Source organism: Aquimarina penaris, from assembly GCF_040786285.1.
Lineage (GTDB): Bacteria > Bacteroidota > Bacteroidia > Flavobacteriales > Flavobacteriaceae > Aquimarina.
The window spans coordinates 575,427-601,381 of record NZ_JBFMKQ010000002.1 but is presented as its reverse complement, the minus strand read 5'-3'; the positions used below and the strand labels follow the sequence as shown (position 1 = coordinate 601,381).

24 protein-coding genes are annotated in these 25,955 nt (G+C 34.1%); 7 read left to right on the top strand and 17 right to left on the bottom strand.

Annotated features, from left to right (window positions below):
* Positions 1–65: 65 nt before the first annotated feature.
* The 9 genes from ABW637_RS12155 to ABW637_RS12115 form a co-directional block, all read right to left on the bottom strand.
* Positions 66–971, bottom strand: a complete 906-nt coding sequence (locus ABW637_RS12155; protein ID WP_367584968.1) for an anti-sigma factor — start codon at positions 969–971, stop codon at positions 66–68.
* Between the two features lie 73 nt (positions 972–1,044).
* Positions 1,045–1,713, bottom strand: coding sequence for a Crp/Fnr family transcriptional regulator (locus ABW637_RS12150; protein WP_367584967.1), 669 nt, complete (start codon positions 1,711–1,713; stop codon positions 1,045–1,047).
* Between the two features lie 135 nt (positions 1,714–1,848).
* Entirely contained in the window at positions 1,849–4,116 is a 2,268-nt protein-coding gene (locus ABW637_RS12145; protein ID WP_367584966.1) for an aconitate hydratase, read from the bottom strand.
* A gap of 316 nt (positions 4,117–4,432) precedes the next feature.
* Positions 4,433–7,210, bottom strand: a complete 2,778-nt coding sequence (locus ABW637_RS12140) for a bifunctional aconitate hydratase 2/2-methylisocitrate dehydratase (protein WP_367584965.1) — start codon at positions 7,208–7,210, stop codon at positions 4,433–4,435.
* A 376-nt stretch (positions 7,211–7,586) separates the two neighbouring features.
* A complete protein-coding gene (locus ABW637_RS12135) occupies positions 7,587–8,012 on the bottom strand; it encodes a hypothetical protein (RefSeq protein WP_367584964.1) in 426 nt (141 codons plus the stop codon).
* 184 nt (positions 8,013–8,196) lie between these two features.
* Positions 8,197–9,153 (bottom strand): AAA family ATPase, encoded by a 957-nt coding sequence (locus ABW637_RS12130; RefSeq protein ID WP_367584963.1) that lies wholly within the window; start codon positions 9,151–9,153, stop codon positions 8,197–8,199.
* A gap of 1 nt (position 9,154) precedes the next feature.
* A complete protein-coding gene (locus ABW637_RS12125) occupies positions 9,155–10,642 on the bottom strand; it encodes a peptidylprolyl isomerase (protein ID WP_367584962.1) in 1,488 nt (495 codons plus the stop codon).
* On the bottom strand, positions 10,605–11,453 hold the full coding sequence (locus ABW637_RS12120) for a peptidyl-prolyl cis-trans isomerase (RefSeq protein ID WP_367584961.1): 849 nt from the start codon (positions 11,451–11,453) through the stop codon (positions 10,605–10,607). Before ABW637_RS12120 ends, ABW637_RS12125 begins: the two co-directional genes overlap by 38 nt.
* Positions 11,454–13,412 (bottom strand): peptidylprolyl isomerase, encoded by a 1,959-nt coding sequence (locus ABW637_RS12115; protein ID WP_367584960.1) that lies wholly within the window; start codon positions 13,410–13,412, stop codon positions 11,454–11,456.
* A gap of 168 nt (positions 13,413–13,580) precedes the next feature.
* Between ABW637_RS12115 and ABW637_RS12110 the strand changes: the two genes are divergently transcribed.
* The 3 genes from ABW637_RS12110 to ABW637_RS12100 all read left to right on the top strand — a co-directional run bounded on the left by ABW637_RS12110 (position 13,581) and on the right by ABW637_RS12100 (position 14,893).
* Positions 13,581–14,033, top strand: coding sequence for an SRPBCC family protein (locus ABW637_RS12110; protein WP_367584959.1), 453 nt, complete (start codon positions 13,581–13,583; stop codon positions 14,031–14,033).
* Positions 14,034–14,049: 16 nt separating this feature from the next.
* On the top strand, positions 14,050–14,289 hold the full coding sequence (locus tag ABW637_RS12105) for a hypothetical protein (RefSeq protein ID WP_367584958.1): 240 nt from the start codon (positions 14,050–14,052) through the stop codon (positions 14,287–14,289).
* 88 nt (positions 14,290–14,377) lie between these two features.
* Entirely contained in the window at positions 14,378–14,893 is a 516-nt protein-coding gene (locus ABW637_RS12100) for an OmpH/Skp family outer membrane protein (protein ID WP_367584957.1), read from the top strand.
* An 86-nt stretch (positions 14,894–14,979) separates the two neighbouring features.
* Here ABW637_RS12100 and guaB read toward each other — a convergent pair whose 3' ends face one another.
* Positions 14,980–16,455 (bottom strand): IMP dehydrogenase, encoded by a 1,476-nt coding sequence (gene guaB, locus ABW637_RS12095; RefSeq protein WP_367584956.1) that lies wholly within the window; start codon positions 16,453–16,455, stop codon positions 14,980–14,982.
* A gap of 313 nt (positions 16,456–16,768) precedes the next feature.
* On the opposite strand from guaB, the gene ABW637_RS12090 reads away from it, so the two are divergent.
* From ABW637_RS12090 to ABW637_RS12075, 4 genes are all read left to right on the top strand, one after another.
* Positions 16,769–17,539, top strand: a complete 771-nt coding sequence (locus tag ABW637_RS12090; RefSeq protein ID WP_367584955.1) for a phosphatase PAP2 family protein — start codon at positions 16,769–16,771, stop codon at positions 17,537–17,539.
* 234 nt (positions 17,540–17,773) lie between these two features.
* Entirely contained in the window at positions 17,774–18,109 is a 336-nt protein-coding gene (locus tag ABW637_RS12085) for a hypothetical protein (protein ID WP_367584954.1), read from the top strand.
* Between the two features lie 477 nt (positions 18,110–18,586).
* Entirely contained in the window at positions 18,587–19,339 is a 753-nt protein-coding gene (locus ABW637_RS12080; RefSeq protein ID WP_367584953.1) for a slipin family protein, read from the top strand.
* Positions 19,340–19,415: 76 nt separating this feature from the next.
* On the top strand, positions 19,416–20,486 hold the full coding sequence (locus tag ABW637_RS12075) for an acyloxyacyl hydrolase (protein ID WP_367584952.1): 1,071 nt from the start codon (positions 19,416–19,418) through the stop codon (positions 20,484–20,486).
* 140 nt (positions 20,487–20,626) lie between these two features.
* Here the strand turns inward: ABW637_RS12075 and ABW637_RS12070 are convergent, their stop codons facing one another.
* Genes ABW637_RS12070 through ABW637_RS12040 form a run of 7 tightly spaced genes read right to left on the bottom strand, consistent with a single transcriptional unit; the run spans position 20,627 to position 25,940 of the window.
* Positions 20,627–21,757, bottom strand: coding sequence for a type II secretion system F family protein (locus ABW637_RS12070; protein WP_367584951.1), 1,131 nt, complete (start codon positions 21,755–21,757; stop codon positions 20,627–20,629).
* Between the two features lie 3 nt (positions 21,758–21,760).
* A complete protein-coding gene (locus ABW637_RS12065; RefSeq protein ID WP_367584950.1) occupies positions 21,761–22,225 on the bottom strand; it encodes a PulJ/GspJ family protein in 465 nt (154 codons plus the stop codon).
* Complete coding sequence (locus ABW637_RS12060; RefSeq protein WP_367584949.1) at positions 22,218–22,535, bottom strand: hypothetical protein; 318 nt, start codon at positions 22,533–22,535, stop codon at positions 22,218–22,220. Before ABW637_RS12060 ends, ABW637_RS12065 begins: the two co-directional genes overlap by 8 nt.
* The gene (locus ABW637_RS12055; protein ID WP_367584948.1) at positions 22,523–23,794 is read right to left on the bottom strand and encodes a hypothetical protein; all 1,272 of its coding nucleotides are present in this window, start codon (positions 23,792–23,794) and stop codon (positions 22,523–22,525) included. The genes ABW637_RS12060 and ABW637_RS12055 overlap by 13 nt, the downstream gene beginning before the upstream one ends.
* On the bottom strand, positions 23,791–24,258 hold the full coding sequence (locus tag ABW637_RS12050; protein WP_367584947.1) for a hypothetical protein: 468 nt from the start codon (positions 24,256–24,258) through the stop codon (positions 23,791–23,793). Before ABW637_RS12050 ends, ABW637_RS12055 begins: the two co-directional genes overlap by 4 nt.
* 6 nt (positions 24,259–24,264) lie before the next feature.
* Entirely contained in the window at positions 24,265–25,203 is a 939-nt protein-coding gene (locus tag ABW637_RS12045; RefSeq protein ID WP_367584946.1) for a hypothetical protein, read from the bottom strand.
* Between the two features lie 2 nt (positions 25,204–25,205).
* On the bottom strand, positions 25,206–25,940 hold the full coding sequence (locus ABW637_RS12040; protein WP_367584945.1) for a hypothetical protein: 735 nt from the start codon (positions 25,938–25,940) through the stop codon (positions 25,206–25,208).
* Between the last annotated feature and the right edge of the window lie 15 nt (positions 25,941–25,955).

The window sequence follows — 25,955 nt, the reverse complement described above, 5'->3', positions numbered from 1 at the left end:
ATCTATGAATTAATAAAGCGCAATCAATGATTGCGCTTTAAAAACTAACAAAATAAAACTTAGAACTATCTAGATACACTTCCGGCTGGAAAGGCATCTGTTTTTAGTTCAAAATCATAACTTGTAGGTGCTGTATCCATACCTGCTGTACCAACTAAAGGTTTTAATACAAATGGTGCCGGCGAATCATCTGGATCTGGCTCTACAGAAATCACTACCATTCTATTTCTAACATCTAAAGGAAAAGTAACTCCTTCTGGTGCATTTCTAAAGAAATCTTCACCTGGCAATGGAGGACCATCAAAAGTAGTTTCACTAAAACCATTAGGGTCACCTGCATTATCATCTCTCATATCAAAAGATGTAAATGTGCCGGTAGAAATAGGTCCATTATCGGTTACAACCCAACCTTCGTATTTCCATCCTGTAAGTGCGGGGAGCGTTAAATTAGGTGCCGGAGGCATTCCTGGTGTACCAAACCACACCCCATTCTCATCATTACCATTATTCATTGCCCCACCAGGTACATCTTCGTCTGTTGGTGCTCTTAAAAAGAAAGTTCCTGCTGCATTACTAAAGTCTCCCACAGGCCCTAAACCTACAGTTGCTGTATTTCCAGTTCCAAACTCACCTCTAAGTAATTTTGTTTCTGCTGGCATTAATGCCGCCTCTCCTGTTTCACCTGCTGGCTCTATTGTAAGTACGAAAGCAGTAGCCGTTTGCAACGTTGTTCTATCTACAGAAAATGTTTGAGGAAATGCTACACTCGTAAAAGTACCTGTACTTACAGGAAGATCTTGATTGGGTACAATAACCCAACCTTCATATACAAAATTACTTCCTAAAGCTTCAAGCCCAGTAAGGTTTAAAGTTAAGTTTGAAACATTAGAAACTCCAGAGTCGTCATCATCACTACAAGAGACTGCAATAAATCCTATTGCAAAAACCCCTATAATTAATTTTTTAAACATTGCTTTTATTTTTATGATTATTATATCATAAAAGTATTTACATCCAACTTTTTAAAATGTTAGATGGCTAACATTAGGCAACATTTTTTAATCTAATTTCTTTTCTATTAAAATCAATGATATTAGAATCCTTTAGTTCATTAAGGATAATATTTAAGGTAGGTCTTGATGTTCCGATTAAATTAGCAATATCTTTTTGAGTATATGGGTGCTCTATGACCATATCCCCAGTATCAGGACAGCAATGTCCATAATCCTCTTTAAGTTCGTTTAAAAACTCTAGTAGTCTTGTTTTTGTATCTTTAAAAAGTAATAACTGAAGCCTTCTTTCTAAACGCCTAAAGCGCAAACCAATAAACTTATAAATCCTAAGGCTAAAAGATCGATTATCGCGCATAAGTCCATGCATAGTTTCTACCCCTATAGGACATATTGAAGTAACATTCTCTAATGATTGTGCAAACTCTGTTCTTTTATTTTCACCCAATATGGCTTTTTCGCCAAAAATTTCTCCTCTGGTCAATATAGCCTTTACGATCTCATGTCCATCTTCGGCATAATATCCAATTTTCACTTTTCCTTTCTCAATAAGGTATACTTTATTGGCATAATCTTCTTCAAAATAAATGTAATCGTTTTTTCTGTAAGCATCGAAATCGTGATCTTTTTTATACTTTTTAAATTTATGAGGACATAATACTTTAAAAAGATTAGCATCCTCAAAAAACCAGATAGTACTCATGATGATTGTGTTTAGATGTTAGCTTACCCAATTAGAACGTAAAACACGGACAAACCTTACAGTATAACACACAAAAAAACTTCCAAAATTTACTTTGGAAGTTTTTTATAATAAATCCTTGTATTTCAGTTCTACTTAAGCATTTTGCTTTTTGATTAGATTTAGCGCCGAACCTTCTTTAAACCATTCGATTTGAGAATCATTATAGGTATGATTCAGTTTAATAGAATCTTTTGATCCATCGACATGAACTACTTCTAATGTAAGCTGTTTATTAGGCGCAAACTCATTAAGATCAGTAAAGTTGAATGTATCATCTTCTTGTATAAGGTCATAATCAGATTCATTTACAAATGTTAACCCTAACATTCCTTGTTTCTTAAGGTTGGTTTCGTGTATACGTGCAAATGATTTTACAATTACTGCAACAACACCTAAATGTCTTGGCTCCATTGCTGCATGCTCACGAGAAGATCCTTCACCGTAATTATGATCTCCTACAACTATCGTAGACACGCCAGCAGCTTTATATGCTCTTGCTGTATCAGGTACACCACCAAACTCTCCTGTTAATTGGTTTTTAACAAAGTTTGTTTTTTTACCAAATGCATTAACAGCTCCTATTAAACAGTTATTAGATATATTATCGAGGTGACCACGGTAACGCAACCATGGACCAGCCATAGAAATATGATCTGTAGTACATTTGCCAAAAGCTTTGATTAAAAGTTTTGCTCCATTTATTTCGTTACCAATTGGCTCAAAAGGTGTTAATAATTGTAATCTTTCAGAAGTTGGACTTACTTTCACTTCTACACTACTACCGTCTTCTACAGGAGCTAAATATCCATTATCTTTTACTTCAAAGCCTTTTGGAGGCAATTCCCATCCTGTCGGTTCATCAAACATTACTTCTTGTCCTTCTTCATTAAGTAATTTATCAGTTAATGGATTGAAGTCTAAACGACCAGAAACTGCAATTGCAGCAGTTAATTCTGGTGATGCTACAAAGGCGTGTGTATTAGGATTTCCATCTGCACGCTTAGCAAAGTTTCTATTAAATGAGTGAACAATACTATTTTTTGGTGCATTTTTAGGGTCGCTGTATCTTGCCCATTGTCCAATGCATGGACCACATGCGTTGGTAAAGATCTTAGCATCTAGTTTTTCGAATATCCCCAATATACCATCTCTTTCGGCAGTATATCGTACTTGTTCAGAACCAGGGTTAATTCCTAATTCTGCTTTCATTTTTAAACCTTTATCTATAGCTTGCTGTGCAATCGAAGACGCTCTTGATAAATCTTCGTAAGATGAGTTTGTACAAGAACCTATTAGTCCCCATTCTACTTGTAGTGGCCAATCATTAGCTTTTGCTTTTTCAGTCATCGTAGCACCAACTTCTGTTGATAAATCAGGAGTAAAAGGTCCATTTAATAATGGTCCCAACTCAGATAGATTAATTTCGATTACTTGGTCGAAATATTGCTCTGGATTTGCATATACCTCAGGATCTGCAGTTAGATGTTCTTTTACCTGGTTTGCAGCATCGGCTACGTCTGCTCTTTCTGTAGCCCTTAAATAACGTTCCATAGATTCATCATAACCAAATGTAGATGTAGTAGCACCAATTTCGGCACCCATATTACAAATTGTACCTTTTCCTGTACATGACATTGATGTTGCTCCAGGTCCAAAATATTCTACGATAGCACCAGTTCCTCCTTTTACAGTAAGAATTTCTGCTACTTTTAAAATCACATCCTTAGGCGCTGTCCAACCCGATAATTTACCGGTTAATTTTACGCCAATTAGCTTAGGAAATTTTAATTCCCAAGCCATACCAGCCATTACATCAACGGCATCGGCTCCACCAACACCTATAGCTACCATTCCTAAACCACCTGCATTAACTGTATGCGAGTCTGTACCAATCATCATACCTCCTGGGAAAGCATAGTTTTCTAGTACAACTTGGTGAATAATACCTGCTCCTGGTTTCCAGAATCCGATACCATATTTATCAGACACCGATTCTAAGAAGTTAAATACTTCACTACTAACATCGTTAGCCTTTTTTAAATCTGTCGCCGCACCTTCTTTAGCTTGAATTAAGTGATCACAATGTACCGTTGTAGGTACTGCAACCTTATTTTTTCCTGCCTGCATAAATTGCAGCAGTGCCATTTGTGCTGTTGCATCCTGACAAGCGATACGGTCTGGTGCAAAATCAACATAATCCTTTCCTCTGGTATAGGCTTTATTTGCCTTACCATCCCAAAGGTGTGAATACAAAATTTTCTCTGCTAGTGTTAAAGGTTTACCCGTAATTTCACGTGCAGCATTTACACGATCAGCTACCTGACTGTAGACCTTTTTAATCATATCGATATCGAATGCCATAAGACTTTTATATATTTCTGTTATTTTATTTTAAGAATTCTAAGATACGAAATTATAGAACCACTACGAAAAGAGCTCAAAGAATATAGAACGATTATAAAAAGGACTTTATTAAACTAAAAATGAATAGTTTACAAACTAAAATGGTGGTCACAAAAACGAAATAAAAGTGATCAATTTTAAATCTGACCAATTAAACCAACTATTGCTTAGTCGAAAGTTTATTACGAAAACCGAAACACCCCTTATTGAAGTCACAAAAAAAGCCTTAGTACAACTAATACTAAGGCTTTTAAGCTATTATAAATATCTTTGATTATACAACCAACTGTTTTTGAGATGGTTTAAATTTTGTTAATACAATACCATCAACTGCGGCTTCATATTCTTCCATAGTAGGAGTTCTGCCTAAAATTGTAGACAACACTACAACCGGGGTAGATGACAATAAAGATTCTCCTTTTTTCTCACCAGAATCCTTTACGACTCTTCCTTGAAATAAACGAGTTGAAGTAGCCATTACCGTATCTCCCGGCTCTGCTTTTTCTTGGTTACCCATACATAAGTTACACCCTGGGCGCTCTAAATATAGCATGTTTTCGTATTTAGTACGTGCTAACCCTTTTGGCGCATTATCATCAAATTCAAAACCTGAGTATTTTTGCAATACTTCCCAGTCTCCTTCTTCTTTTAACTCATCAACAATATTATATGTCGGTGGTGCAACAACTAAAGGGGCTTTGAATTCTACTCTACCTTGTTGAGCTTCTATATTCTTCAACATTTGAGCTAAAATTTTCATATCGCCCTTATGCACCATACAAGATCCTACAAAACCTAAGTCTACTTTTTTAGTTCCACCATAAAAAGATAATGGTCTAATAGTATCATGGGTGTAACGTTTAGATACATCATCATTGTTCACATCTGGATCAGCAATCATTGGTTCAGCAATCTTATCTAAATCAATTACCACCTCTGCATGATATTTGGCATTAGCATCAGGTCTTAACGCTGGTTTTATTCCAGTTTTTATTTCTGTAATTCTAGCATTCGCCTTATCCACTAAACCTTTAAGCATTTGCACTTCGTTATCCATACCCTTCTCGATCATGATTTGGATACGATCTCTTGCAATCTCTAAAGACTCAATTAATGTATCATCCTCAGAAATACAGATAGAAGCTTTGGCTTTCATTTCGGCTGTCCAATCGGTAAATGTAAAGGCCTGATCAGAAGTAAGTGTTCCAATATGAACTTCAATAATTCTTCCTTGGAATACATTTTCACCACCAAACTGCTTTAACATTTGTTGCTGTGTTGCATGAACCACATCACGGAAGTCCATGTAACTTTTCATATCGCCTTTAAACGTTACTTTTACTGACTGCGGAATTGGCATCGTAGCTTCACCAGTAGCTAATGCTAAGGCAACCGTTCCTGAATCAGCACCAAAAGCAACTCCTTTTGACATACGAGTGTGAGAGTCACCACCAATAATGATATCCCAATCACCTACTGTAATATCATTTAATACTTTATGAATAACGTCGGTCATTGCGTGGTACTCCCCTTTAGGGTCACGTGCTGTAATTAATCCGAAGTCATTCATAAACTTCATTAATCTAGGAATATTAGCCTTAGACTTATCATCCCATACTGAAGCTGTGTGACATCCTGATTGGTAACCTGCATCAACAATTGGAGAAATAACAGTAGCCGCCATCATCTCTAATTCTTGAGAAGTCATTAATCCTGTAGTATCTTGAGAACCTACTATATTTACTTCAACACGAACATCAGAACCTGCATGTAATGTTTTACCTGGTGTAGTACCTACAGCATTTTTGTTGAATATTTTTTCTACTGCTGTCAACCCTTGTTCTTCAATAGAAATTTCTTTTGAAGTTGCATATACTTGAGGTACATCGATCCCTAGAGTTTTGGCAGCAAATGTTTGTAATTTTTTACCAAAAACAACAGCGTAAGATCCACCAGCTTTAATAAACTCCATTTTTTGAGGAGTTAGAGCCGCTGAAATATCTTTTAATTCTTTATCTCCGTTATAAAGTTTTTTAGTCTTTGTATTAATAGTAAGTACTGTACCTGTATCAACAGAATATTCTTGTTTTAACATTGGTTCACCATCCTTGTCAACAACAGTATTACCTTCTGCATCTTTTTGCTTTACCCAGTTTTTAAGGTCAATTCCAATACCTCCTGTTACACCTACGGTAGTTAAAAAGATTGGAGATATTCCGTTAGTACCTGCAATTACCGGAGCTATATTAATGAACGGCACATATGGGCTAGATGAAATACCCGTCCATAATGCTACATTATTTACTCCCGACATTCTTGAAGAGCCCACTCCCATGGTTCCTTTTTCGGCAATTAACATCACACGCTTATCCGGGTGTTGTTCTTTTAAATCCAACACTTCTTTTTGCATGTCTTTGTTATGCTCAAAAATACATTGGCCGTGTAATTCACGATCTGATCTAGAGTGTGCATCTGCACCTGGAGACAATAAATCTGTCGAAATATCACCTACACCAGCGATGTAAGTTACGACTTCTATTTTTTCATCAATTTCTGGTAATTTGGTAAAGAACTCTGCCTGAGCGTAGCTTTCAATAATATCTTTAGCTATGGTACTTCCTGCTTTATAGGCTTGTTCCAAACGTTCTGTATCTGCTTCATAAAGAAAAACTTGAGTTTTTAGAACCTTAGCCGCTTCTTGGGAAACAGCTCCATAATCCCCTAAAACTAAATCTAATAACACTTCTACTGAAGGACCACCTTTCATATGAGATAATTGCTCAAATGCAAAAGCAGATGAAATCTCTTCAACAACAGATTCACCTAGAATAATTTCTTTTAAAAATTCAGCTTTTACACCAGCGGCACTTGTTGTACCCGGTAAAGTGTTATAAATAAAAAAGTGAAGAGAATCCTTTCGATGTGCGTTATCTTTATCTTTAATTTGCGAAATAATTTCGCTTAATAACTCCGCTCCATCAATTGGTTTAGGGTGTAATCCTTGAGATTTTCTTTCTTCGATCTCCTTGATGTAATCCTTATAAGTGTTCATATGCTATATAATAGAATTCTTTCAATGTTAAATGTGTACACAACACATCAATTTCTTTTTCTCGTCTGCATAAATTGCGACAACTATATCCATGTAATTGTATCATGAAAAGCCTTGCGAAAATACGAATTTTATTAAATGAATAGTCCTATTCAGATGTTTTTGCATTTTTCAAAAAATTCGGGTGTTCATTTATACAAATCGATAAATTAGATTTGCAAATTCTACAAAATCAATAAAAAAATATATAAGAAAATGACACCTTATTATTCTGATTTACGAAAACGTTATAGTAAATCTTTATAAATATGGATAAAAAAACAAAAAAGTGAAGCCATAAGGCTTCACTTTACATAAACTTATTTCAAGTTTAGTATTAATGTTTCATTTTTTTACGACTTCCTTTTCTTTTTTTCAATTGTTCATATTGCTCCATCTGAGCTTCTGATAAAGTCGATTTAAATTTTTCCTTTTCCTCCTTCATTGTTTCTCTATGCTTTCTTGACATTGCACGTTGTTCTTCACTAAAGGTCGGCATCAATGCTTTTCTCCTTTCCCTTTTGGAAAGATCTTTATTAGCTACTATAGCTAACTGCTCTTCTGAGAACGTCGTTTTCATAGTCTCCTTATGCTCTTCTCTTAATTGTTTTTGATTCTCAAATTGCATCTTTTGATCCTCGGAAAGGCTTTGTACAAATTCTTTTTTTTGTTCCTTATGATCAGCATGATCTGAATTTGATTGAGCTGATAAGGATAAAGCTCCAGTAAACAATATTATAACAACCATTAAAACACTTTTCATTCTTTTCCTTTTCTTTATTATTAAACAATTTGTTCAATAACTAAGACTGTAAAGATTAAATAAGGTTTAATCAAAATCTAAAAAAAGGTGTATAGGAAGTTTTTGAAAAGCTTTAGTTCTTTTGCCTATCAATAAAAATTATTTAATTGCTTTTGGATGAGCAGAAAAAACTTATTCAATAGTTTTAAAACAAACTATTAATTACATCTTCTACACTAACGCCTTCGGCTTCGGCTTTGTAGTTTTTGATAATACGATGGCGTAAAATACCCATCGCTACAGACTGAACATCTTCGATATCCGGAGAAAATTTTCCTTTAATTGCTGCATTTGCCTTTGCCGCAAGAATTAGATTTTGAGATGCTCTCGGTCCAGCTCCCCAATCAATATAGTTTTTAACTAATTCTGTAGCTGTTTCACCATTAGGTCTTGTTTTTCCGACCATTTCTACTGCATATTCTATAACATTATCTGCCACTGGAATACGACGTACTAGGTGTTGAAAATCAATAATTTCTTGAGCTGTAAACAATGCATTAATAGTTTGACTAGTATCTCCTGTTGTGCTCTTCACCACTTCTACCTCTTCTTGAAAGCTTGGGTATTTTAACTCAATAGCAAACATGAATCTGTCTAACTGTGCTTCTGGTAGAGGATATGTTCCTTCTTGCTCTATTGGGTTTTGTGTAGCAAGAACAAAGTATGGCAAATCAAGTTCATAATGGTGCCCAGCAACGGTTACGGCACGTTCTTGCATTGCTTCTAATAATGCAGCTTGTGTTTTTGGCGGAGTTCGATTAATTTCATCTGCAAGAATAATATTAGAAAACACCGGGCCCTTAATGAATTTAAAATGTCTGGTTTCGTCGAGAATTTCACTCCCTAATATATCACTTGGCATAAGATCGGGAGTAAATTGAATGCGCTTAAAATCCAAACCTAGTGCTTTCGAAATTGTATTAACCATTAACGTCTTGGCTAATCCTGGAACACCTATTAGTAAGGCATGACCACCAGAAAAAACAGAAATAAGTATCTGGTCTATAACGGCTTCCTGACCAATAATTACTTTGGAAATTTCTTTTTTGAGTTCGGAATGTTTTTCTACTAGTTTTTTTACAGCTGCTACGTCGTCTGACATATTATTTCTCTTTTTTTAACCAGTTACCACTATAACTACAGTCTCTGTAATCTCCGTTAACTTTGATATAAGTATCCATTATTTTTTCACTCTGCCACTTACGAATAGCATCAATCTGTTTTTTCCTAAGAGCCAATTCCTGAATCTTAAGATAATCTTTTGAATAGTCAGCTATATGCTCATCATAGCGATTAAGCACAGTAATCAATTTGAACTTTTTTCGACCTTGACGATCTTGATCAGGAATAACCAAAGAAACTTCGTTAGTCTTTAATTTGGATACTTGATCGTACAATATAGGATCAATTTTGGTAAGTTCAAAATGTGTATCTCCTGTAGTTGGATTTATTAATTGCCCTCCATCTTCTCTAGTTTCTTTTTCATCACTAAACTTTCTTGCAGCTTCAGTAAATTTAACGGATCCTGAAACGATACTTGAACGCAGAGAGTCTATTAATTTCTTTGCTATATCTACCGTTTCTCTAGTTACTTCGGGGGTAAGCAATATATGTCTTACATCAATCTCTTCTCCTCTAATTTTATCTACTTTTACAATATGCCAACCAAAATCTGTTTTGAAAGGCTCGCTTACTTCACCTTCTTGTAAACTAAAAGCCACATCTTTAAACTCTTTTGCAAAATTGGTTTGTCGATCAAGTGTATATTTCCCACCAGTGGATTTAGAACCTGGGTCTTGAGAATATAAAACTGCTTTAGTAGCAAAGCTGCTACCTTTCTCAACAATATCCTCTCTAAATTGTTTTAATCGATCAATTACTTTTTGTTCTTCCTCTTCTGGGATTTCTGGTTCGATAACAATTTGAGCCAATTCTACCTCGGTTCCAAAAAGTGGTCTATCCTTTTCTGGGATTTCTTCAAAAAACTCCCTAATTTCTTCAGGTGTAATTTCTATATCTTCGATGATTTTTGATCTCATTTGTTCGGATAAGCGATTTGATTTATTGATTTCAAAAAGTTCTTTCTTAAAATCATCAACATTATCCTTTTTATAGAATTTTAGTACTTTTTCTATGGTACCCAATTCATTAGTCATATAATTTAATTGCTGATCTACCATTGAGTTAACCTCGGCATCTCTAACCTCAATACTATCCTGCACCGCGTGATGAGCATATAGTTTATTTTCAAACAAGCTTCCTGCAAGCTCACAACGGCTAACATCTGAAGCAGATACTCCTTCACTTATCAATTGTTGATAAGCAATATCAATATCGCTATCTAAAATAACATGTTCTCCTATTACCGCCGCAACACCATCTACTTTCATTCTTTGAAATGGCTTAGGAGGCTCAATTGTTGTTTTTAAAGAGTCTATTGCTGCACTAAGTGTATCATTAGCTATAATTGTATCCTTTACTTCATCTTCAATGATTTCTTGGGCAACAAGTTTTGCACTACTAAAAGTAAGTAGGGTACATAGTACCGAAATCTTAATTGTAAACTTCAAATTGTTTGTTCTCAACTGCATCTTTTGTGATATCTTTTTCTATTTTTTTTACCAGTTCCAGCTTTCTTTTATTTAATATAATTTGTCTTATGATAGGCTTAATATATTCTAACGGAGCTTCTTCTTTCCGCTTTAAAACATCTTTCATTTTTATCATAAAAACACCTGTGGAATCTCTAAGCTGCATATATTTTCCACTTCGTAAAATTTTTGACTTATCTTGTTTTTTAAGAATTGGTATTTTATTCAATATTTGATCTAATTTTATCCAAGTAGAGTCATTTAACGAATAGGCAACACATTGTTGTTTTTTACCTTCTAATTCTTCTACATCTTCTTCATTAAAACGATTTAATTGTCGCTGTGTTGCAACAATATCATTGTAATCAGGTGGCAAATGTAAGTAACGTAACTTTACTAACTCCTCATTAAGATTAAAATTTTCTATATTTTCTTCATAATATGACTTTATATCAGGCTCGGTGATCTCCATATTAATAGATTTATTAATCACGGCATTCTTATATGCATTAACATATAAGGTACTTTTATAATTATTTACCAACTCATCAAACTCTTTAAGTTCTTGTTCTGTAAGATTTCGTTTGGCTTGATCTATAAATAACTGACGTGTGGCCCAAGTATTAATATAATTAGTAACGATAGTGACACTATCTGTTGTTGGTGTGTTCTTGGGTATTAAATCTTTAATATCATCCTTATATAGATAAGTGTCATTTACCCTGGCAATAGCTTCTTTATCAATTCGATTTCTAAAATTTTGACAAGAAATAGTAAGAACTGATAAAATTATTAATATGTAATACTTCATTTATTTAGACAATTCTTTTTTAACCTTATTTAAAGTTTTTTTATTAATTTCTACCTTGTATTTGGTCTTAAGTTCACTAAGCCACTTGGTCTCTATATACCCCTGAAAATCATTGATTACCTCACCTCTCACCTCTTCAAAAGTTTTAATTCTGGAAGGTAAGATTTCTTTAACCATAATCAAAGTAATATAGTTTTCTTCTTTTGAAGTAAGGATGTTTCCTTTTTCGGCAGAAAAGCCTTTTGGAAATTTACTTTCACCTTTCACTAATTCATCTTCAGAAAAAATAACTAGAACTGTATCTTCTATATTTACTTCTTTTTTTATTTGGGCTATTGATTTTTGCTTCTCTAGTAACTCTCTCACCTTATCTATGGCCTCCTGCTTTGATGAAGAAGCTTTAAGTATTTTGTAGGTTTCATTCTGAGAATATTTATTCTTATTAGATTCATAAAACTTTTGAAGTCCTATAGCATCTGTTTTTGAAGTATTCCATACCTTGGATTCCATGAGGTCAAAAAGTAAAAGTCCATCCCGATACTCTGCAATTATGTTTGCAAAATCCTGGTTATCTTCTTCTAGATGTATTTCATAATAACTAAGTAGTGTAGCAGATTCAAATTGATTATATGCGTCTTCTACAAATAAAGAAACATCTGTATAGTTTCTAGCCCTAGACTGTTCCTTTTTTATAAACTCGGCAAAGTTTTCATAGGTAAATACTTCTTTTTTAAGACGAAATAGCTCTTTTTTTAGTTGTTTATCATCCTTTGGGATTTCCCAAACTTCTTTTAGAATCGAATTTGGGATACGTTCTTTAAAATATTTTAGAGCCTCTTCATTTCGACGAACCGAATACTTTTCTTTTAGTGAGTTGATAAAGGATGTTGTAACTAATTTTGATCGGCTATCTTTTTTTACCTGACTTGTTAGTTTTTCTTTTTGTTCTTTAAACGTTTTATTTGGGTATTTTTCTATTAGCTTTATGATATGCCAACCATATCGAGTTTTCAAAGGAGCAGATAGTTGGTCTTTGTTTTGTAGATTAAAGGCTGCTTTTTCAAACGTATCAGAATTAAGTGCTCCCTGACCGAATCTTTTAATTTTTCCTCCATCAATTGCGGTACTGGGATCATCACTATATTGTTTCGCTAAAGAACTAAAAGAAGCCCCTTGTTTGAGTTGCTGGTTTATCTCTTTGATTCTTTCTTCTGCTTGCTCAGTTGTTCTAGTATCATTAATAGCAACCATAATATGTGCAACACTAACTTCTCCTAATTTTTTCTCTCTTTTATTAACTTTGACTATATGATAGCCAAACTGAGTCCTGAAGGGTTCAGAAAGTTCTCCAACCTTAGTCTTATAAGCAGCATTTTCAAAAGGATAAACCATTCTAAAAACAGAAAACCACCCGAGGTTTCCTTCATTTTTGGTTACAGAAGGGTCTTGACTGTACATTTTTGCAACAGATTCAAAAGATTCTCCATTTAAGATTTTACTTCTAGCCTCAGAAATTTTCTGATATGCTACGGCAGTATCTTTTGCAGACGCATTAGGTTTTATAGTAACCAGGATATGACTGGCATTAATTCTTTCCTGCGATCGGTCATATGCTTCCTTTATTAATGCTTCAGAGGTTTGAGTATCTGTAAGATATCCTTTTGCTAATTGTTCTCTATACCCTTTTAACTCCTTTAAATAGGCATCTTTTTTATCTAATCCGAGGGTTTTAGATTCTTTTAACTTCAATTTGTAATTAATAAACAAATTGAGATATTCGTCTATATCTTTCTTAGAATCATCCTTAACTAAATCAATATTTTTAAGATACACCCTCTTAAACTCAGATGTGTACACTGGTGATTTATCAATTGAAAGCAATACTTCTTTCTGTTCTTGCGCATTGGCAAGTGTAAAAAAAATAACCCCTAAAAAAAATATCAATGATTTTTTGTGCATAATTTTTATGATAAAGTCCCTAAACCGGACAAAAATAACAATATTAAGATGTTTTACAAGTCCCTTTTCTAACGAACTAAACAACATGTATAGTATTAGCTTTTAAAATTTTATTGATCTGTGTATATTGTATATATTGTTAGAGCCTAACAAACAAAAAATCACACAATGGAATATACACTAGACATCGAAATTAAATCACCTAGAAAAGAGGTTGTTGCAAAAATGGATAGCGAAGAAAACCTAAAACATTGGCAAAAAGGTTTTGTAAGCATGGAACACTTAAGTGGGGAAAAGGGAAAAACCGGAGCTACATCAAAATTAACGTATAAAATGGGTAAAAGGGAATTTGAGATGATTGAAACCATTACTATGTTGGATTTACCTGATGCAATACATCTCACCTTTGATGCCAAGAATGTGTATAATATTCAGGAAAATTACTTTGAAGAATTACCTAATGGAAATACAAAATGGGTCTCTAAAAATGAATTTAGGTTTAATGGTTTTATGAAGATCATGGGGTTTTTTATGCCTGGTGCTTTTAAAAAGCAATCTCTAAGCTATATGAAAGATTTTAAAGCATTCGCCGAAGAAGGTAAAAGCGTATTAGAAAATTAAAATTCGTATAACAAAAATGGAAAGACAGTTAAAATTAATTTGGGATTTTAAAGGACCTGCGGCAAGCAAGACGGCACAACATCACGAAATTCATCTCAAAGAATATATTTCTATAGAAAAATTATCACTCAATATTACTGGCTATCAAGACGTAAATGAGGTGCACAGTATAGCATATATGGTAGTCACAGATTCTGAAATGAAACCTGTAAGAGACGCCTTAAAACCACATCGTGGTGCACTCTATGAAGAATAAGTGCTCAAAAAAATGAGTAATGGCACAGATATTGACTAAGACCTTATATATTTGCAAAAATTTAAAAATCAGTAAATAAAAAATTATAATGAAGAAGATAATAGTATCAATTTTAGTTTTAGTAACAAGTTTACAGTTAAGTGCTCAATCAAAAACTGGAACAATTGACACCGAGTACATCCTTTCAAAAATGCCAGAATTAACTAAAGTTCAGGAAGATTTAAAAGCCTACAATACTAAACTTGAAGGCGATTTAAAAGTAAAAGTAGATGATTATCAAGCTAAAGTAAAAGAGTACCAGGAAAAAGTAGCTTCTTTTACAGATCCTATGAAAAAAACAAAACAAGAAGAAATCATTGGTCTTGAAAATGATATTGCAAAATTTCGTCAAAATGGTTCACAATTGGTACAAATAGAACAAAACAGATTATTACAACCACTATATCAAAAAATTGGTAAAGCACTAGAAGAAGTTGCTAAGGCCGAAAAATACACTCAGGTATTTACAATAACCACAAGTGGTTTGGCATATGTTGACCCTAATTTTGACTTAACGAAAACAGTTATGACTAAATTAGGAATAAAAATTGAAGAAGGTAAGTAATCAATAACTTATTGCAACAATAAACCCCACATAGTATCTACTATGTGGGGTTTATTATTTTCGGTAGTCAACAGACTAACCAATACTTATCGTCTACTATAATTCGGAGCTTCCTTAGTAATAGTAACATTATGAGGGTGACTTTCATGAATACCGCTGGCCGTAATCTTTACAAAACGGGCATTTTCTTTAAGTGTAGCAATATTTTTTGCTCCACAATACCCCATTCCTGCACGTAATCCACCAATAAACTGATGTATACTCTCTATTAAATCTCCTTTATAAGGCACTCTTCCTACAATACCTTCGGGTACTAATTTTTTGATATCATCTTCTACATCCTGAAAATATCTATCTTTAGAACCTTTTTTCATGGCTTCTACAGATCCCATACCTCTATAACTCTTAAATTTACGACCTTCATAAATAATAGTCTCACCAGGAGATTCTTTAGTTCCTGCCAACAAAGACCCAAGCATTACAGTATCTGCACCAGCAGCTAGAGCTTTAGGAATATCTCCAGTGTATCTAATTCCTCCATCTGCAATTACGGGAACACCAGAACCTTTTATTGCATTAGCCACTTCTAGTACAGCAGAAAACTGAGGAAATCCTACACCTGCCACTACTCGAGTGGTACAAATTGATCCTGGACCGATACCCACTTTAACAGCATCAGCTCCAGCCTCTACCAAATATCTTGCAGCATCAGCTGTGGCAATATTACCAACTACTACTTCTAATGTTGGATATTTCTTTTTTACTTCTTTTAAAATAGTAACAACTCCTTTTGTGTGCCCATGTGCGGTATCAATCACTATAGCATCAACTCCAGAACCAACCAACGCCTCTGCTCGATCTATTGCATCACCGGTAACTCCAATAGCAGCAGCTACACGAAGACGACCTAACTTATCCTTATTTGCCATTGGTTTCAAGGTAAGCTTAGTGATATCTCTAAACGTAATTAATCCGACCAGTGTATTATCCTTATCTACTACAGGCAGTTTTTCTATCTTGTTTTCCTGAAGAATTACCTCGGCTTGTTGTAATGAAGTCCCCTCTCCTACTGTAACCAAATTTTTACTAGTCATTACTTCAGAAATAGGACGCTCGTCATTTTTCTCAAAACGAAGATCTCTGTTGGTTACAATGCCTATCAACTTATCACCATCATCTACAATAGGAATACCGCCAATACTATGTTCGCGCATATTATTTTTTGCATCAACCACCTTAGCATCTCTTGGCAGTGTAACAGGATCGATAATCATACCGCTCTCTGCTCGTTTCACTTTACGCACTTTAATGGCTTGCTCCTCGATAGTCATATTTTTGTGCAAAACACCTATACCTCCTTCTTGAGCCATAGCAATTGCCATACGACTTTCTGTAACTGTATCCATCGCCGCAGAGACAATAGGAACATTAAGTGTAATATTTTTTGTGAATTTAGTCTGTATACTTACCTCTCTAGGTAACACTTCAGAAAATGAAGGGACTAAAAGGACGTCGTCATAGGTTAAACCTTCTCCAACGATTTTGGACTCATGTGCTGTCATGGCAATTAAAATTTAATTGCGTGCAAATATACACCTTTTTTAAAGAATACTTTAGTGATATGATTTTATTTTGATAACGATTATTAATCTTGAAGAGTATACCCGCATGCAGAGAGTAACACTCTTATTTTATTAAGAAAAACTACGGAAAAACCTTTAAGAGATAATGTAAAATCTCTTGAATTTCGGTTTTTCATAACAATTGTTAATTATTTATTAACAAAACATGAAATTTTAACAATATTTTAATAATTACACGTTATATTTCATAATTAGTAGCCCCAAACTACTATAACCCCAAAATATAAGTGCTATGAGAATACTACTCTGTCTGGTATTGATATGTTTTCATTTCAATACCGTTAAGGCCCAATATACCGAGGCTCCAGATACTAATCGTCAATTCATCAAATTTGAAACAAAAGAATTTAAACCCGAAAAAAGTTCATTAACCAAAAGAATTATCCCGGTAACCTTAATTACTGCCGGAATTCTGCTATCAACAAGTAATTTTGAAAAATCTCTTCAAAAAAACATTAGAAATGCAGTAGGTAATGATTTTTATTCTGGAATTGATGATTATACAAGATATGCACCCGTGGTTGAGATGTATGCAGCAGATATTTTAGGAGTACCATCAAAAAATCATTGGTTTGATCAAACCAAAAATCTTATACTATCATCTATAATAAGTAATGGAGTATCAACACTTTTAAAGAAAGAAGTTCATAAATATAGGCCTGGTGGCTCTGATCATGCTAACTCATTCCCATCTGGTCACACCACTACAGCCTTTACTACAGCGTCCGTTTTATTTGAAGAATTCAAAAATACTAGTCCTATTTTGGCGTATAGCGGGTATGCATTTGCAGTGACTACGGCCAGTCTGCGATTGGCAAATAATATGCATTACCTTTCTGATGTTCTTGTTGGTGCAGGAATAGGAATATTGGCAACAAAGCTAGTATACCAACTTGATCATCTAATAGCTTGGAATCCGTTTAAAAAAATGAATGGAATTGCTTTTGCTCCGCAGTATAGTGATGATAGTGGATTAGGGTTTTATTTTTCCAAAACTTTATAACTAAATTCTCTATCATTTTCTAGGTTTAATATACAATGCCAGGTGTCTTGCCATTCATTAGCTATACCTGGTTTTTAACTTCTAAAACTACAAATTACACATTAAAAAGGGGAAATACCCCCTTGAAAAATTGCGTGTTTTCCCTCTTTTATGGCAACATAGTATGCTTTACATTTGATACTAACAATACACCAAAAGTAAACAACCAAACAACAACCATAAAAACCAATAATAATGGTTATTACATACCAAATAGCTACGTACAATATTTTAATCGTTAGTGATTATGCTCAAGGAGGTGGCTACCAAACAGGCTACGTACATTTGTATGGAAAAAAATCAAAATACCTTGGATACTTAGGTATTATCAAAGATGGTAATGTATTACCTCAAAACACTCAGCACAGTAACGGAATTTTGAATATATATTTACATGAACCAGGATTGCAAACTATCCTAAACACCCTTAGAAATCAAAGTCCTATTTCAATTCAATTTGATACCAGTTTAAAGTGGGGAGCACTGGTAATAGGCAATCAGTCGGCAAGTAAGAATGAACTTGCTGCATAATAGATCAAAAGATCTGAAAATGTCGATGTTATTTTGACTCTCATTTAGCACATGGGCCAGTCGAAAACGAGAGGACAAAAAAATTAAATTGTGAAAAAAGGTAATTGGTTCACAATCGACAACAGTGGAAGTATGCTAAATCAATAATAACTACACATTTTCAGGTCTCTTTGATTTTTTTTCAATTAAAAAAGTAATTTCAGATACATTATCCTCTTGTATCCCGCACTACCTATATGCAATAGTCATATTGTTAAGCTTTTCATTTCATTTTAATACTTCTTTTGTTATCACTTCTAATTTTCGTAACTTTAGTAGGATCTTCAATAACAAGAATAGAAGCTCCCCTTCTTCTTTTTAATGTTATCATTTTGATAAAAATTGAGCTATCTCTTTATTGATCTTTATACTTATTATGCTATGATAAGATCAAGTTTAAATAGATCTTAACGCATAAACATTTTAATTACATTAATTATGAATCCGCAAGTATTGATTGGCGTTCTCATTGGAGTATTCTTTTTAGCAGGTATACGAATTGTATTTGAATACAAAAGAGCTTTAAAATTCAGATTCGGAAAATACATAAAAACACTAAATCCTGGTTTTAGATGGATTATTCCGATAGTCGAAACTATACAAATTGTTGATATTAGAGTTATTACAATTAACATTCTATCTCAGGAGGTTATGACTGAAGATAATGTTCCTTGTAGCATAGACGGGGTTGTCTTTTTTAGAATCAACAATCCAGAAAAGGCAGTATTAGAAGTAGAAGAATATAAGTTTGCCATTTCACAATTATCACAAGCCGCTTTGAGAGATGTTTGTGGTAAGGTTGAATTAGATATTATTTTATCTAAAAGAGAAGAAATGGGAAAGAATATCAAAAATATTGTTGAATTAGAAACTAAAGAATGGGGGATTGAAATTATTGATGTAAAAATTAAGGATATCCAACTACCCGAGAATATGAAAAGAATGATGGCTAATCAAGCTGAAGCCGAGCGATCGCGTAGAGCGAGAATTATTCTTGCCTTGGCAGAAGAACAAGCTGCCGGTAAACTATTAGAAGCAGGTAAGCTTATCGACCAATCTCCGTCTGCTATAAAATTACGACTTTACCAAACCTTATCTAATATTGCAGCCGAAAAGAATTCTACTATACTCTTCCCTTTTCCTGAAGAAGTATTACCAACGAATACAAAAAGAGCAAAGAAAAAAAAATAGTACTTGTATAGTACAAAAATTAAACTAAAAGCAACTTAATTTCGAATATCGTGTAGAGTACCGTAACTTTATATGGATGTCAAAAATTGCTATATTTTTAATAATTGGTTTATCATATACTATAAATGCACAGGTCAATCCAAGATTTTATAGTGTGAAATCTCATTATGGTTTTATCATAGCTCATACACCAGATTTAAAACCAATTTCACAAACCAACCCTTATGGACTTCAATTAGAAATAAGCAAGTTACGAACAAGTGATAAAGCTTGGAAAACCTGTTTTTGCTATGGTAGGACTGGGTTTGCTTTCACTTATTTCAATTATGCAAATCGAGTGCTTGGTAGTTCTTACAACCTCATTTACTTTGTAGAACCTTATTTTACGTATCAAGGTCCATTAAAGTTTTCTCTTAGAGGTTCTATTGGTGCTACCTATCTGGATACTATTTTTGACGAAGAATCTAATCCGGATAATTTACTCTTTAGTACGCACTTCAGTTTTTATCTGGCATTATCCCTTAACCTTAACTACCACATCAATGATAAATACACCATTAACCTCTCTGCCAACTATAATCATATTTCTAACGGAGGGCAGAAACAACCAAATAAAGGGATGAATTTTCCGACCTTGTCTATTGGTGTAGATCGAATTATAGACCATACTAAACTGCGCCCAAAACCTAACGAATTAAAACAATATAGCCGCTCATGGGGATATTACCTTGGATCATTTGCTAGTCTAAGATCTGCTGATCGGGAAGCAGAATCTACCAATCATCCTTTAATTGGTATTATGGGAGGTGCTCTAAAACCTCTTTCGGGTATTAATGGATTTAATCTTGGTGTAGAGCTTTGGTATGATTGGTCTGATGAAAAAATAGCACAACAACGGTTCATAAATGATTCTGCTTTTTCTTCAGCATTTACTGCAGGTCATCATTTCTCGGTAGGCAATTTTTATTTCTTACAGCAATTTGGGATATATATAACCCGACCAGAAAATATCCAGGAAAATTGGATGTACCAGCGATATTCATTTTGGTATCGTATTGCAAATCGATGGACGATAGGCGCATCATTAATTGCCTACGGGCGTACAGCCGACCATATGGATGGTAGATTAATCTATGTAATTAAGTAAACAGAGGCTTAAAATATAAAACGGAGGTCATTATTCATTCCCTCCGTTTTAAAAATGTTTACGTCTCGTTATGATAAATGCAATTATAACGAAGTCGCAAATATAGTTTTTTATAAAACAATAACAAGTTTTTCTATTTTCTACCCTATAACACTACTCAATCTAAACATTGGCAGGTACATTGCGATCAAAATAACACCCACAATAATGCCCACAAATATGGTTAATAAAGGATTAAGCACATTAGAGATCACTTGGGATTGATGCTTTACCTGTTGATTATATTGTTCATTTAACTTCTGGAAAATAAATTCTGTTTGATTGGTTTCTTCGGCTACACGAACCATAGCAATCATTTTTTTATCAAAAATAGGGCTCTCATCAAAAGCAGTGCTTAATGTGCCTCCTGATAAGATAGAACGCTTTGCTTGGTGCAACCCCTCCTGTAGCGGATAAAAATTTATCATATTTTTTACCAGATCTATACTCTCTACCATTGGGACTTTTGCTGAAGTTAACAATGAAATAGCTTGTGTAAATTGCGCCATATAGATCCTTCTGAAGTAATTACCCAAAATAGGAAGCTTTAGTTGAAGATTACCCATAATTTTACGATACCATTGTTTTTTCGAAACAAAAATAACCCCAACAACTCCAATGATCAATGCAATCAAAAGTAACCAACCATGATTACTCATAAAATCTGAAAAGCTAATAATTCCCTTTGTAATGCCGGGAAGTTCTACATTATTTTGTTTAAAAATATCAACAAACATTGGTACCACATATTTTAACATAAAAATGATAACTATCAATGCAGTACACATTACAATTATGGGGTAGGTTAGCGATGATACAATCTCTCTTCGTAGTTCGTTTTTACGTTTATAAAATTCACTAAGCTCTATGGTAATTTGTGCTAATTGCCCTGTTTGCTCTCCTATCTTTATCGCATAATACTCATAATCTGTAAAATTAGGATCTTTCTTGAGTATTTCAGAAAATGAACTACCATCAACCAATTGCGACAGCATAGATGTCATTAGTTTTTGATCCTTTTCTTTTTTTTGAGTTTCGGCCAATAATTCTAATCCACTTCTAAGATCAATACCCGATTTTAGAAGCACATTAAGCTCTGCATACCATTGCTCTTTCTTTTTAGCAGAAAAAGCACTTCCGAATACCGTAATCTCTTTAGTTAATATCTCAGAGACATCAAAAGAGTTATCCCTTTGAGGCTGCTTTTTAGTGTTTGAAATCTTTATTCCCATGCTTTAAAAGTGTATGGTTGGATCATTATATTTAAATACAAACAAATGCTGAGATGCTTTGGTTTTATCAAAGGTCAATTTTATAGCATCAATAGTTCCTGAATGTACCGATTTTCCTTCAAAATAAAACACCTTATCTTTTACTTTTAAAGAGTACGTCTCTATATTTGTCACAATACTATCTGTATAGAATCGATATATTCTTTCTCCTATCGGAGAAGACACCTTTATTATATTTTCTCTTGAATCCCAAGTAGCTACCTGAAATGTATTAAAATCAATAGTCAATGCCGTTTCTAGAGATTGTATTTGTGTTTTGTGATCATAATTGCTCCCAATGCTACGCATATTACTTTGTACAATCCCTAATACCGTAAACGCAAGACCCGCCACGATAGTAGAAATTACTATAACCACCATGATTTCGGTAAGGGTAAATGCTTTTATTTTTCGAGCAATTTTACTCATGTATCCTCAACTTTTTTTCAAGTTCAACACCTTCTTTACTGTACAAAAGAACTGCTTTATTTCCTTCACTAGTAATCATAATCTCCCAACCTTCGAAATCTTCGGCATAAGGTAATTTTATAGTACGATGAATCGAAAGGTACTCTAATTCTTTAACTCTATTCTCTATTGCACTTTGATCCCTTTTTATTTGATTGGCAAACACATTATTAAAGCTTAAACTCGCAATCATAAATACGATAATGATTAATACGGAAGCCGTAAGCACCTCTATTAGAGTGGCTGCTTGTATTTTTTTTAGTACAACCATTTTGCTATACTATTTTTTGAATTCCTGAAAGGTAAGCCAGCATAATCTTTAACAGGATTAATCAATACTTTACCGTTATAAATATGATTTAAATATACCGATCCCGATTGTCTTGCAATACACTGCCGTGTATACATAGAACCACGAATGGTGCCTTGAAAATCAACATTCCCTTCGCAATATACCTCTCCCACGATTTCTGTCTTAGGAGCTATCATTACATGTGTTTTAATACGATTATCAGGAGATTTTTTATTCTTTAAATACACTATTGCTCCTTCAATTATGGTACCCGAGCCTATATTAAAATCAGGTTTAGCATTTTGCAATTGATTGTTTTGAGTAGTAGTATGAAGTACATTTTGATCTAAAAGTACTGCTGCTGATGGATACGATAAGTAACATCCTTTTCCTATTTCAATAGTTTTAGTTGCAATACTTTGGAAATTCCCTTTTACCCCATCTTGTATTATAATTCTGGGTGCAATTAATACAACATCTTGTAATTGTGCCCTTGTTCCTACAACAATTTTAGTTTGTGATTGGATTATAATATTACCCGCTATTTTTTCATTTTCCAAAAAGATGGGATCGCTATCATATAGAAGTTGAACAGATTTATGGAATGAATTTTTGATCTCTTTCTCTAATGTAATAGAAATACCTTTATCAATAGAAGAACCGCTAGTTACGCTTTTCAAATAGTCTATCCACCCTTGTTCTAATTTGGGTAATGATTCTGCACTTTCGATAGCTCTACCATAGTATAGATTATTACCTTGATAATATGTACCCGAAATATTACCAGCCTTTACTCCTTGTTTAGGCAAATAACTATTCCCTTCTAAGCGTGTATTACCAACAACTACTAATGGAGAATTAGTATTAACCAGATATAAATTAGGAGTTTTATCGGTTCGTTTTGATCCCGTAAATGCTATTCTTTCGGCTTTACGATTATGTGTAATCACACCGGCATATGTCTTTAGCCATGTCCCGTGATAACTGGTAGCATGTTTAATGACTTTAGGCCCTACCTCAGAAACAATCGTATCACTAACTACAGTAGTCTTCTCTAGTGTATCAAATATTAATGTATTTGATTGTTCAAAAGCTTGTATTAGTTCTTGCGATTTGATTTTAAAAAAGGATTGTACATGGGTAAGCAATAAAAAAGCACCTAATAGTAACGCCACCAACACCGAGATCAGTATGGCAAATTGCATGGCTTGCGCTTTTATTTTTGAAAAAACTTTCAATTAACAATTTTAAAATCTTTGATCTTACCTTTATATTTCATTCGTACTGAACTTGACTTACCTTTCACCAGTGTTACTTCAGAAATAGTTTGTCTGGCTTTCATAAGCTGGTCGGCTCCATCAATTTGAATTAAGTAGATAGCATTTGCATTACCTTGTCCAGACACTACGCCTTTATACGTAATAGAAGGCCATACCAAAGGTGGTTTTTTTATTTTTGGTTTAGAAACAATTACTTTCTTTTTAGGTTTATAAGCGGTGCCCAAAAACGGATCTCTTTCTATTGCGCCAATGCTAAACTTATCTCGTTCTTTTACCTCAACAGGAGCCACATTAACTTCTGCTGCTTTAGTAATCTCGGGATCTTCATCTGAAAACGCTCCTATCACCTGAAAAATAATTGCACCCCAAATAAACGCAACTACTGGTAATAAGACATATAATGCTTTTTTTCCCTTTAGCATATTTACTTAGTTTATTGAAAAACGAGATACATCACTAGGATCACTCTCATTACCTGCTTGATCAAATGCTTTTAGGAACCAATAATAGGTAGTACTAGCCTCTAGAGTAATCTCTGTTGGCGAGGTTACCTGATCTTTGGTTACTAATTCTGTAAGTGCAACATCTTTGTATACATAAATACTATCGATCTCTGTTGTTCCTGCAACGGCTTCTCTGGTCCAGCTAAATGATACAGCTGTATCATTTAGTGTAGCATCACTAGCTGGTGCAGTGGCTACTGGCTTATTAGGTGCATTGCTATCAATTGTTAATGTTCTGGTTGTAAATAACGTACTTTGCGTATTATTTTCTGCACGCACCTGCCATTTGGTAACCCCTTCTGGGAAGACAAACGAAATAGAAGTTGTGGTGGTAGTTTCTTCTTCAATAACCTGATTGGTTGCATCCAATAGTTGCACACGATACACAGTGGCATCAGTTATAGATTGCCATTGTAACTCTATAGTTCCAGAATTGGTGATTTCATTATCTTGTGGAGATATTAATATTACTTCACTAGAGGAGAAGTCTTCGCTTTCTAAAACACTAAATCTCGCAAAAGTATACGGCGTAGAAGAACCTGAATTCTGAGCTCTTACTCTCCATTGATACTGATTTTTTAACAAACTAGTGGTAAAACTAGTCGTTGTCACAGTAGTGTCTAATACCACCTGAGACGCATTTTCAAAATCTGGTTGAGCTACCTGCAGTTGATAATTGGTAGCCAGTAATACTGGTTCCCAGCTAAATGTTATTGATGTATTTCGTACTATAGTACTATCTGCGGGAGCTATAAGTGCAATCGTCTTATCGGTTAAATCTTCTTCAAGAAGTACTTCTTCACAACTAAACAGTGTAAAAAAAGATACCAATAGTATAGCCGTATATATAGATAATTTCTTCATCATTATAATTTAAAATAATTCATTTTCTCCATAGCCTTTTGAGCATCTCGGTAAGCGTTCTTCGAGCAAGATGATTTTTCATCTATGATATTTGATAGTGTTATTTGCTTTCTATCATTCTCACTCCAGCAGAAAAAAGAGAGTTCATATCCAAAAACTGTAGCTTCACCAAAATTGATTGTTTTATATGTCCTCCCTGCATTTACCAATGATAATTGATATTGTTTATATCCTCCGGTATTTAGAAACACAACTTCTGCACCAGTAATTTCCTGTATAACGGCTTTAGGTAATGCCAAAGATACCGAAGTAACTATGGTCGCCCTTTTTTGACCTTTTAGATAAGATATTGTTTGTGCATTGTAGCCCTTTTGTAACTCGGTTATGGCCGCTACGCGATCCAATAATTCTAATGTTACAAACCTTGGTTTGTTATCTAGGGAATCTACATAGGCGATCCCTTGTTTGTTTTCTTTAGATACTTTTTGGTATGCTTCAAAAGTTGTGGTTGTAAAATCTACAGCCGCTACTCCTACCCTTATTTTTTGCTTATACACTGGTAGTGCAGATACTTTAAAATCTGAGCTAAGCACATCATTTTTTTGTGAACCTATAATCCCTAAGGCAAAAGGATTTGTGGTAGAGGTATGCATGCTAGTCGTATTGACTTTAATACTATGGCATCCTATACAACCCAATGCTAATAGTAGTGCTATACCGTATACTTTATACTTCATAATATCTTGTATTCT

Excerpts from the sequence above, each read along its gene's own strand:
- ABW637_RS12125 (WP_367584962.1), bottom strand. The coding sequence starts at position 10,642 with ATGCAGTTGAGAACAAACAATTTGAAGTTTACAATTAAGATTTCGGTA.
- ABW637_RS12045 (WP_367584946.1), bottom strand. The coding sequence starts at position 25,203 with ATGAAGAAATTATCTATATATACGGCTATACTATTGGTATCTTTTTTT.
- ABW637_RS12090 (WP_367584955.1), top strand. The coding sequence starts at position 16,769 with ATGAGAATACTACTCTGTCTGGTATTGATATGTTTTCATTTCAATACC.
- ABW637_RS12060 (WP_367584949.1), bottom strand. The coding sequence starts at position 22,535 with ATGGTTGTACTAAAAAAAATACAAGCAGCCACTCTAATAGAGGTGCTT.
- ABW637_RS12075 (WP_367584952.1), top strand. The coding sequence starts at position 19,416 with ATGTCAAAAATTGCTATATTTTTAATAATTGGTTTATCATATACTATA.
- ABW637_RS12040 (WP_367584945.1), bottom strand. The coding sequence starts at position 25,940 with ATGAAGTATAAAGTATACGGTATAGCACTACTATTAGCATTGGGTTGT.
- ABW637_RS12050 (WP_367584947.1), bottom strand. The coding sequence starts at position 24,258 with ATGCTAAAGGGAAAAAAAGCATTATATGTCTTATTACCAGTAGTTGCG.
- ABW637_RS12115 (WP_367584960.1), bottom strand. The coding sequence starts at position 13,412 with ATGCACAAAAAATCATTGATATTTTTTTTAGGGGTTATTTTTTTTACA.
- ABW637_RS12120 (WP_367584961.1), bottom strand. The coding sequence starts at position 11,453 with ATGAAGTATTACATATTAATAATTTTATCAGTTCTTACTATTTCTTGT.
- ABW637_RS12065 (WP_367584950.1), bottom strand. The coding sequence starts at position 22,225 with ATGAGTAAAATTGCTCGAAAAATAAAAGCATTTACCCTTACCGAAATC.
- ABW637_RS12070 (WP_367584951.1), bottom strand. The coding sequence starts at position 21,757 with ATGGGAATAAAGATTTCAAACACTAAAAAGCAGCCTCAAAGGGATAAC.
- ABW637_RS12150 (WP_367584967.1), bottom strand. The coding sequence starts at position 1,713 with ATGAGTACTATCTGGTTTTTTGAGGATGCTAATCTTTTTAAAGTATTA.
- ABW637_RS12140 (WP_367584965.1), bottom strand. The coding sequence starts at position 7,210 with ATGAACACTTATAAGGATTACATCAAGGAGATCGAAGAAAGAAAATCT.
- ABW637_RS12100 (WP_367584957.1), top strand. The coding sequence starts at position 14,378 with ATGAAGAAGATAATAGTATCAATTTTAGTTTTAGTAACAAGTTTACAG.
- ABW637_RS12145 (WP_367584966.1), bottom strand. The coding sequence starts at position 4,116 with ATGGCATTCGATATCGATATGATTAAAAAGGTCTACAGTCAGGTAGCT.
- ABW637_RS12105 (WP_367584958.1), top strand. The coding sequence starts at position 14,050 with ATGGAAAGACAGTTAAAATTAATTTGGGATTTTAAAGGACCTGCGGCA.
- ABW637_RS12085 (WP_367584954.1), top strand. The coding sequence starts at position 17,774 with ATGGTTATTACATACCAAATAGCTACGTACAATATTTTAATCGTTAGT.
- ABW637_RS12155 (WP_367584968.1), bottom strand. The coding sequence starts at position 971 with ATGTTTAAAAAATTAATTATAGGGGTTTTTGCAATAGGATTTATTGCA.
- guaB (WP_367584956.1), bottom strand. The coding sequence starts at position 16,455 with ATGACAGCACATGAGTCCAAAATCGTTGGAGAAGGTTTAACCTATGAC.
- ABW637_RS12130 (WP_367584963.1), bottom strand. The coding sequence starts at position 9,153 with ATGTCAGACGACGTAGCAGCTGTAAAAAAACTAGTAGAAAAACATTCC.
- ABW637_RS12110 (WP_367584959.1), top strand. The coding sequence starts at position 13,581 with ATGGAATATACACTAGACATCGAAATTAAATCACCTAGAAAAGAGGTT.
- ABW637_RS12135 (WP_367584964.1), bottom strand. The coding sequence starts at position 8,012 with ATGAAAAGTGTTTTAATGGTTGTTATAATATTGTTTACTGGAGCTTTA.
- ABW637_RS12080 (WP_367584953.1), top strand. The coding sequence starts at position 18,587 with ATGAATCCGCAAGTATTGATTGGCGTTCTCATTGGAGTATTCTTTTTA.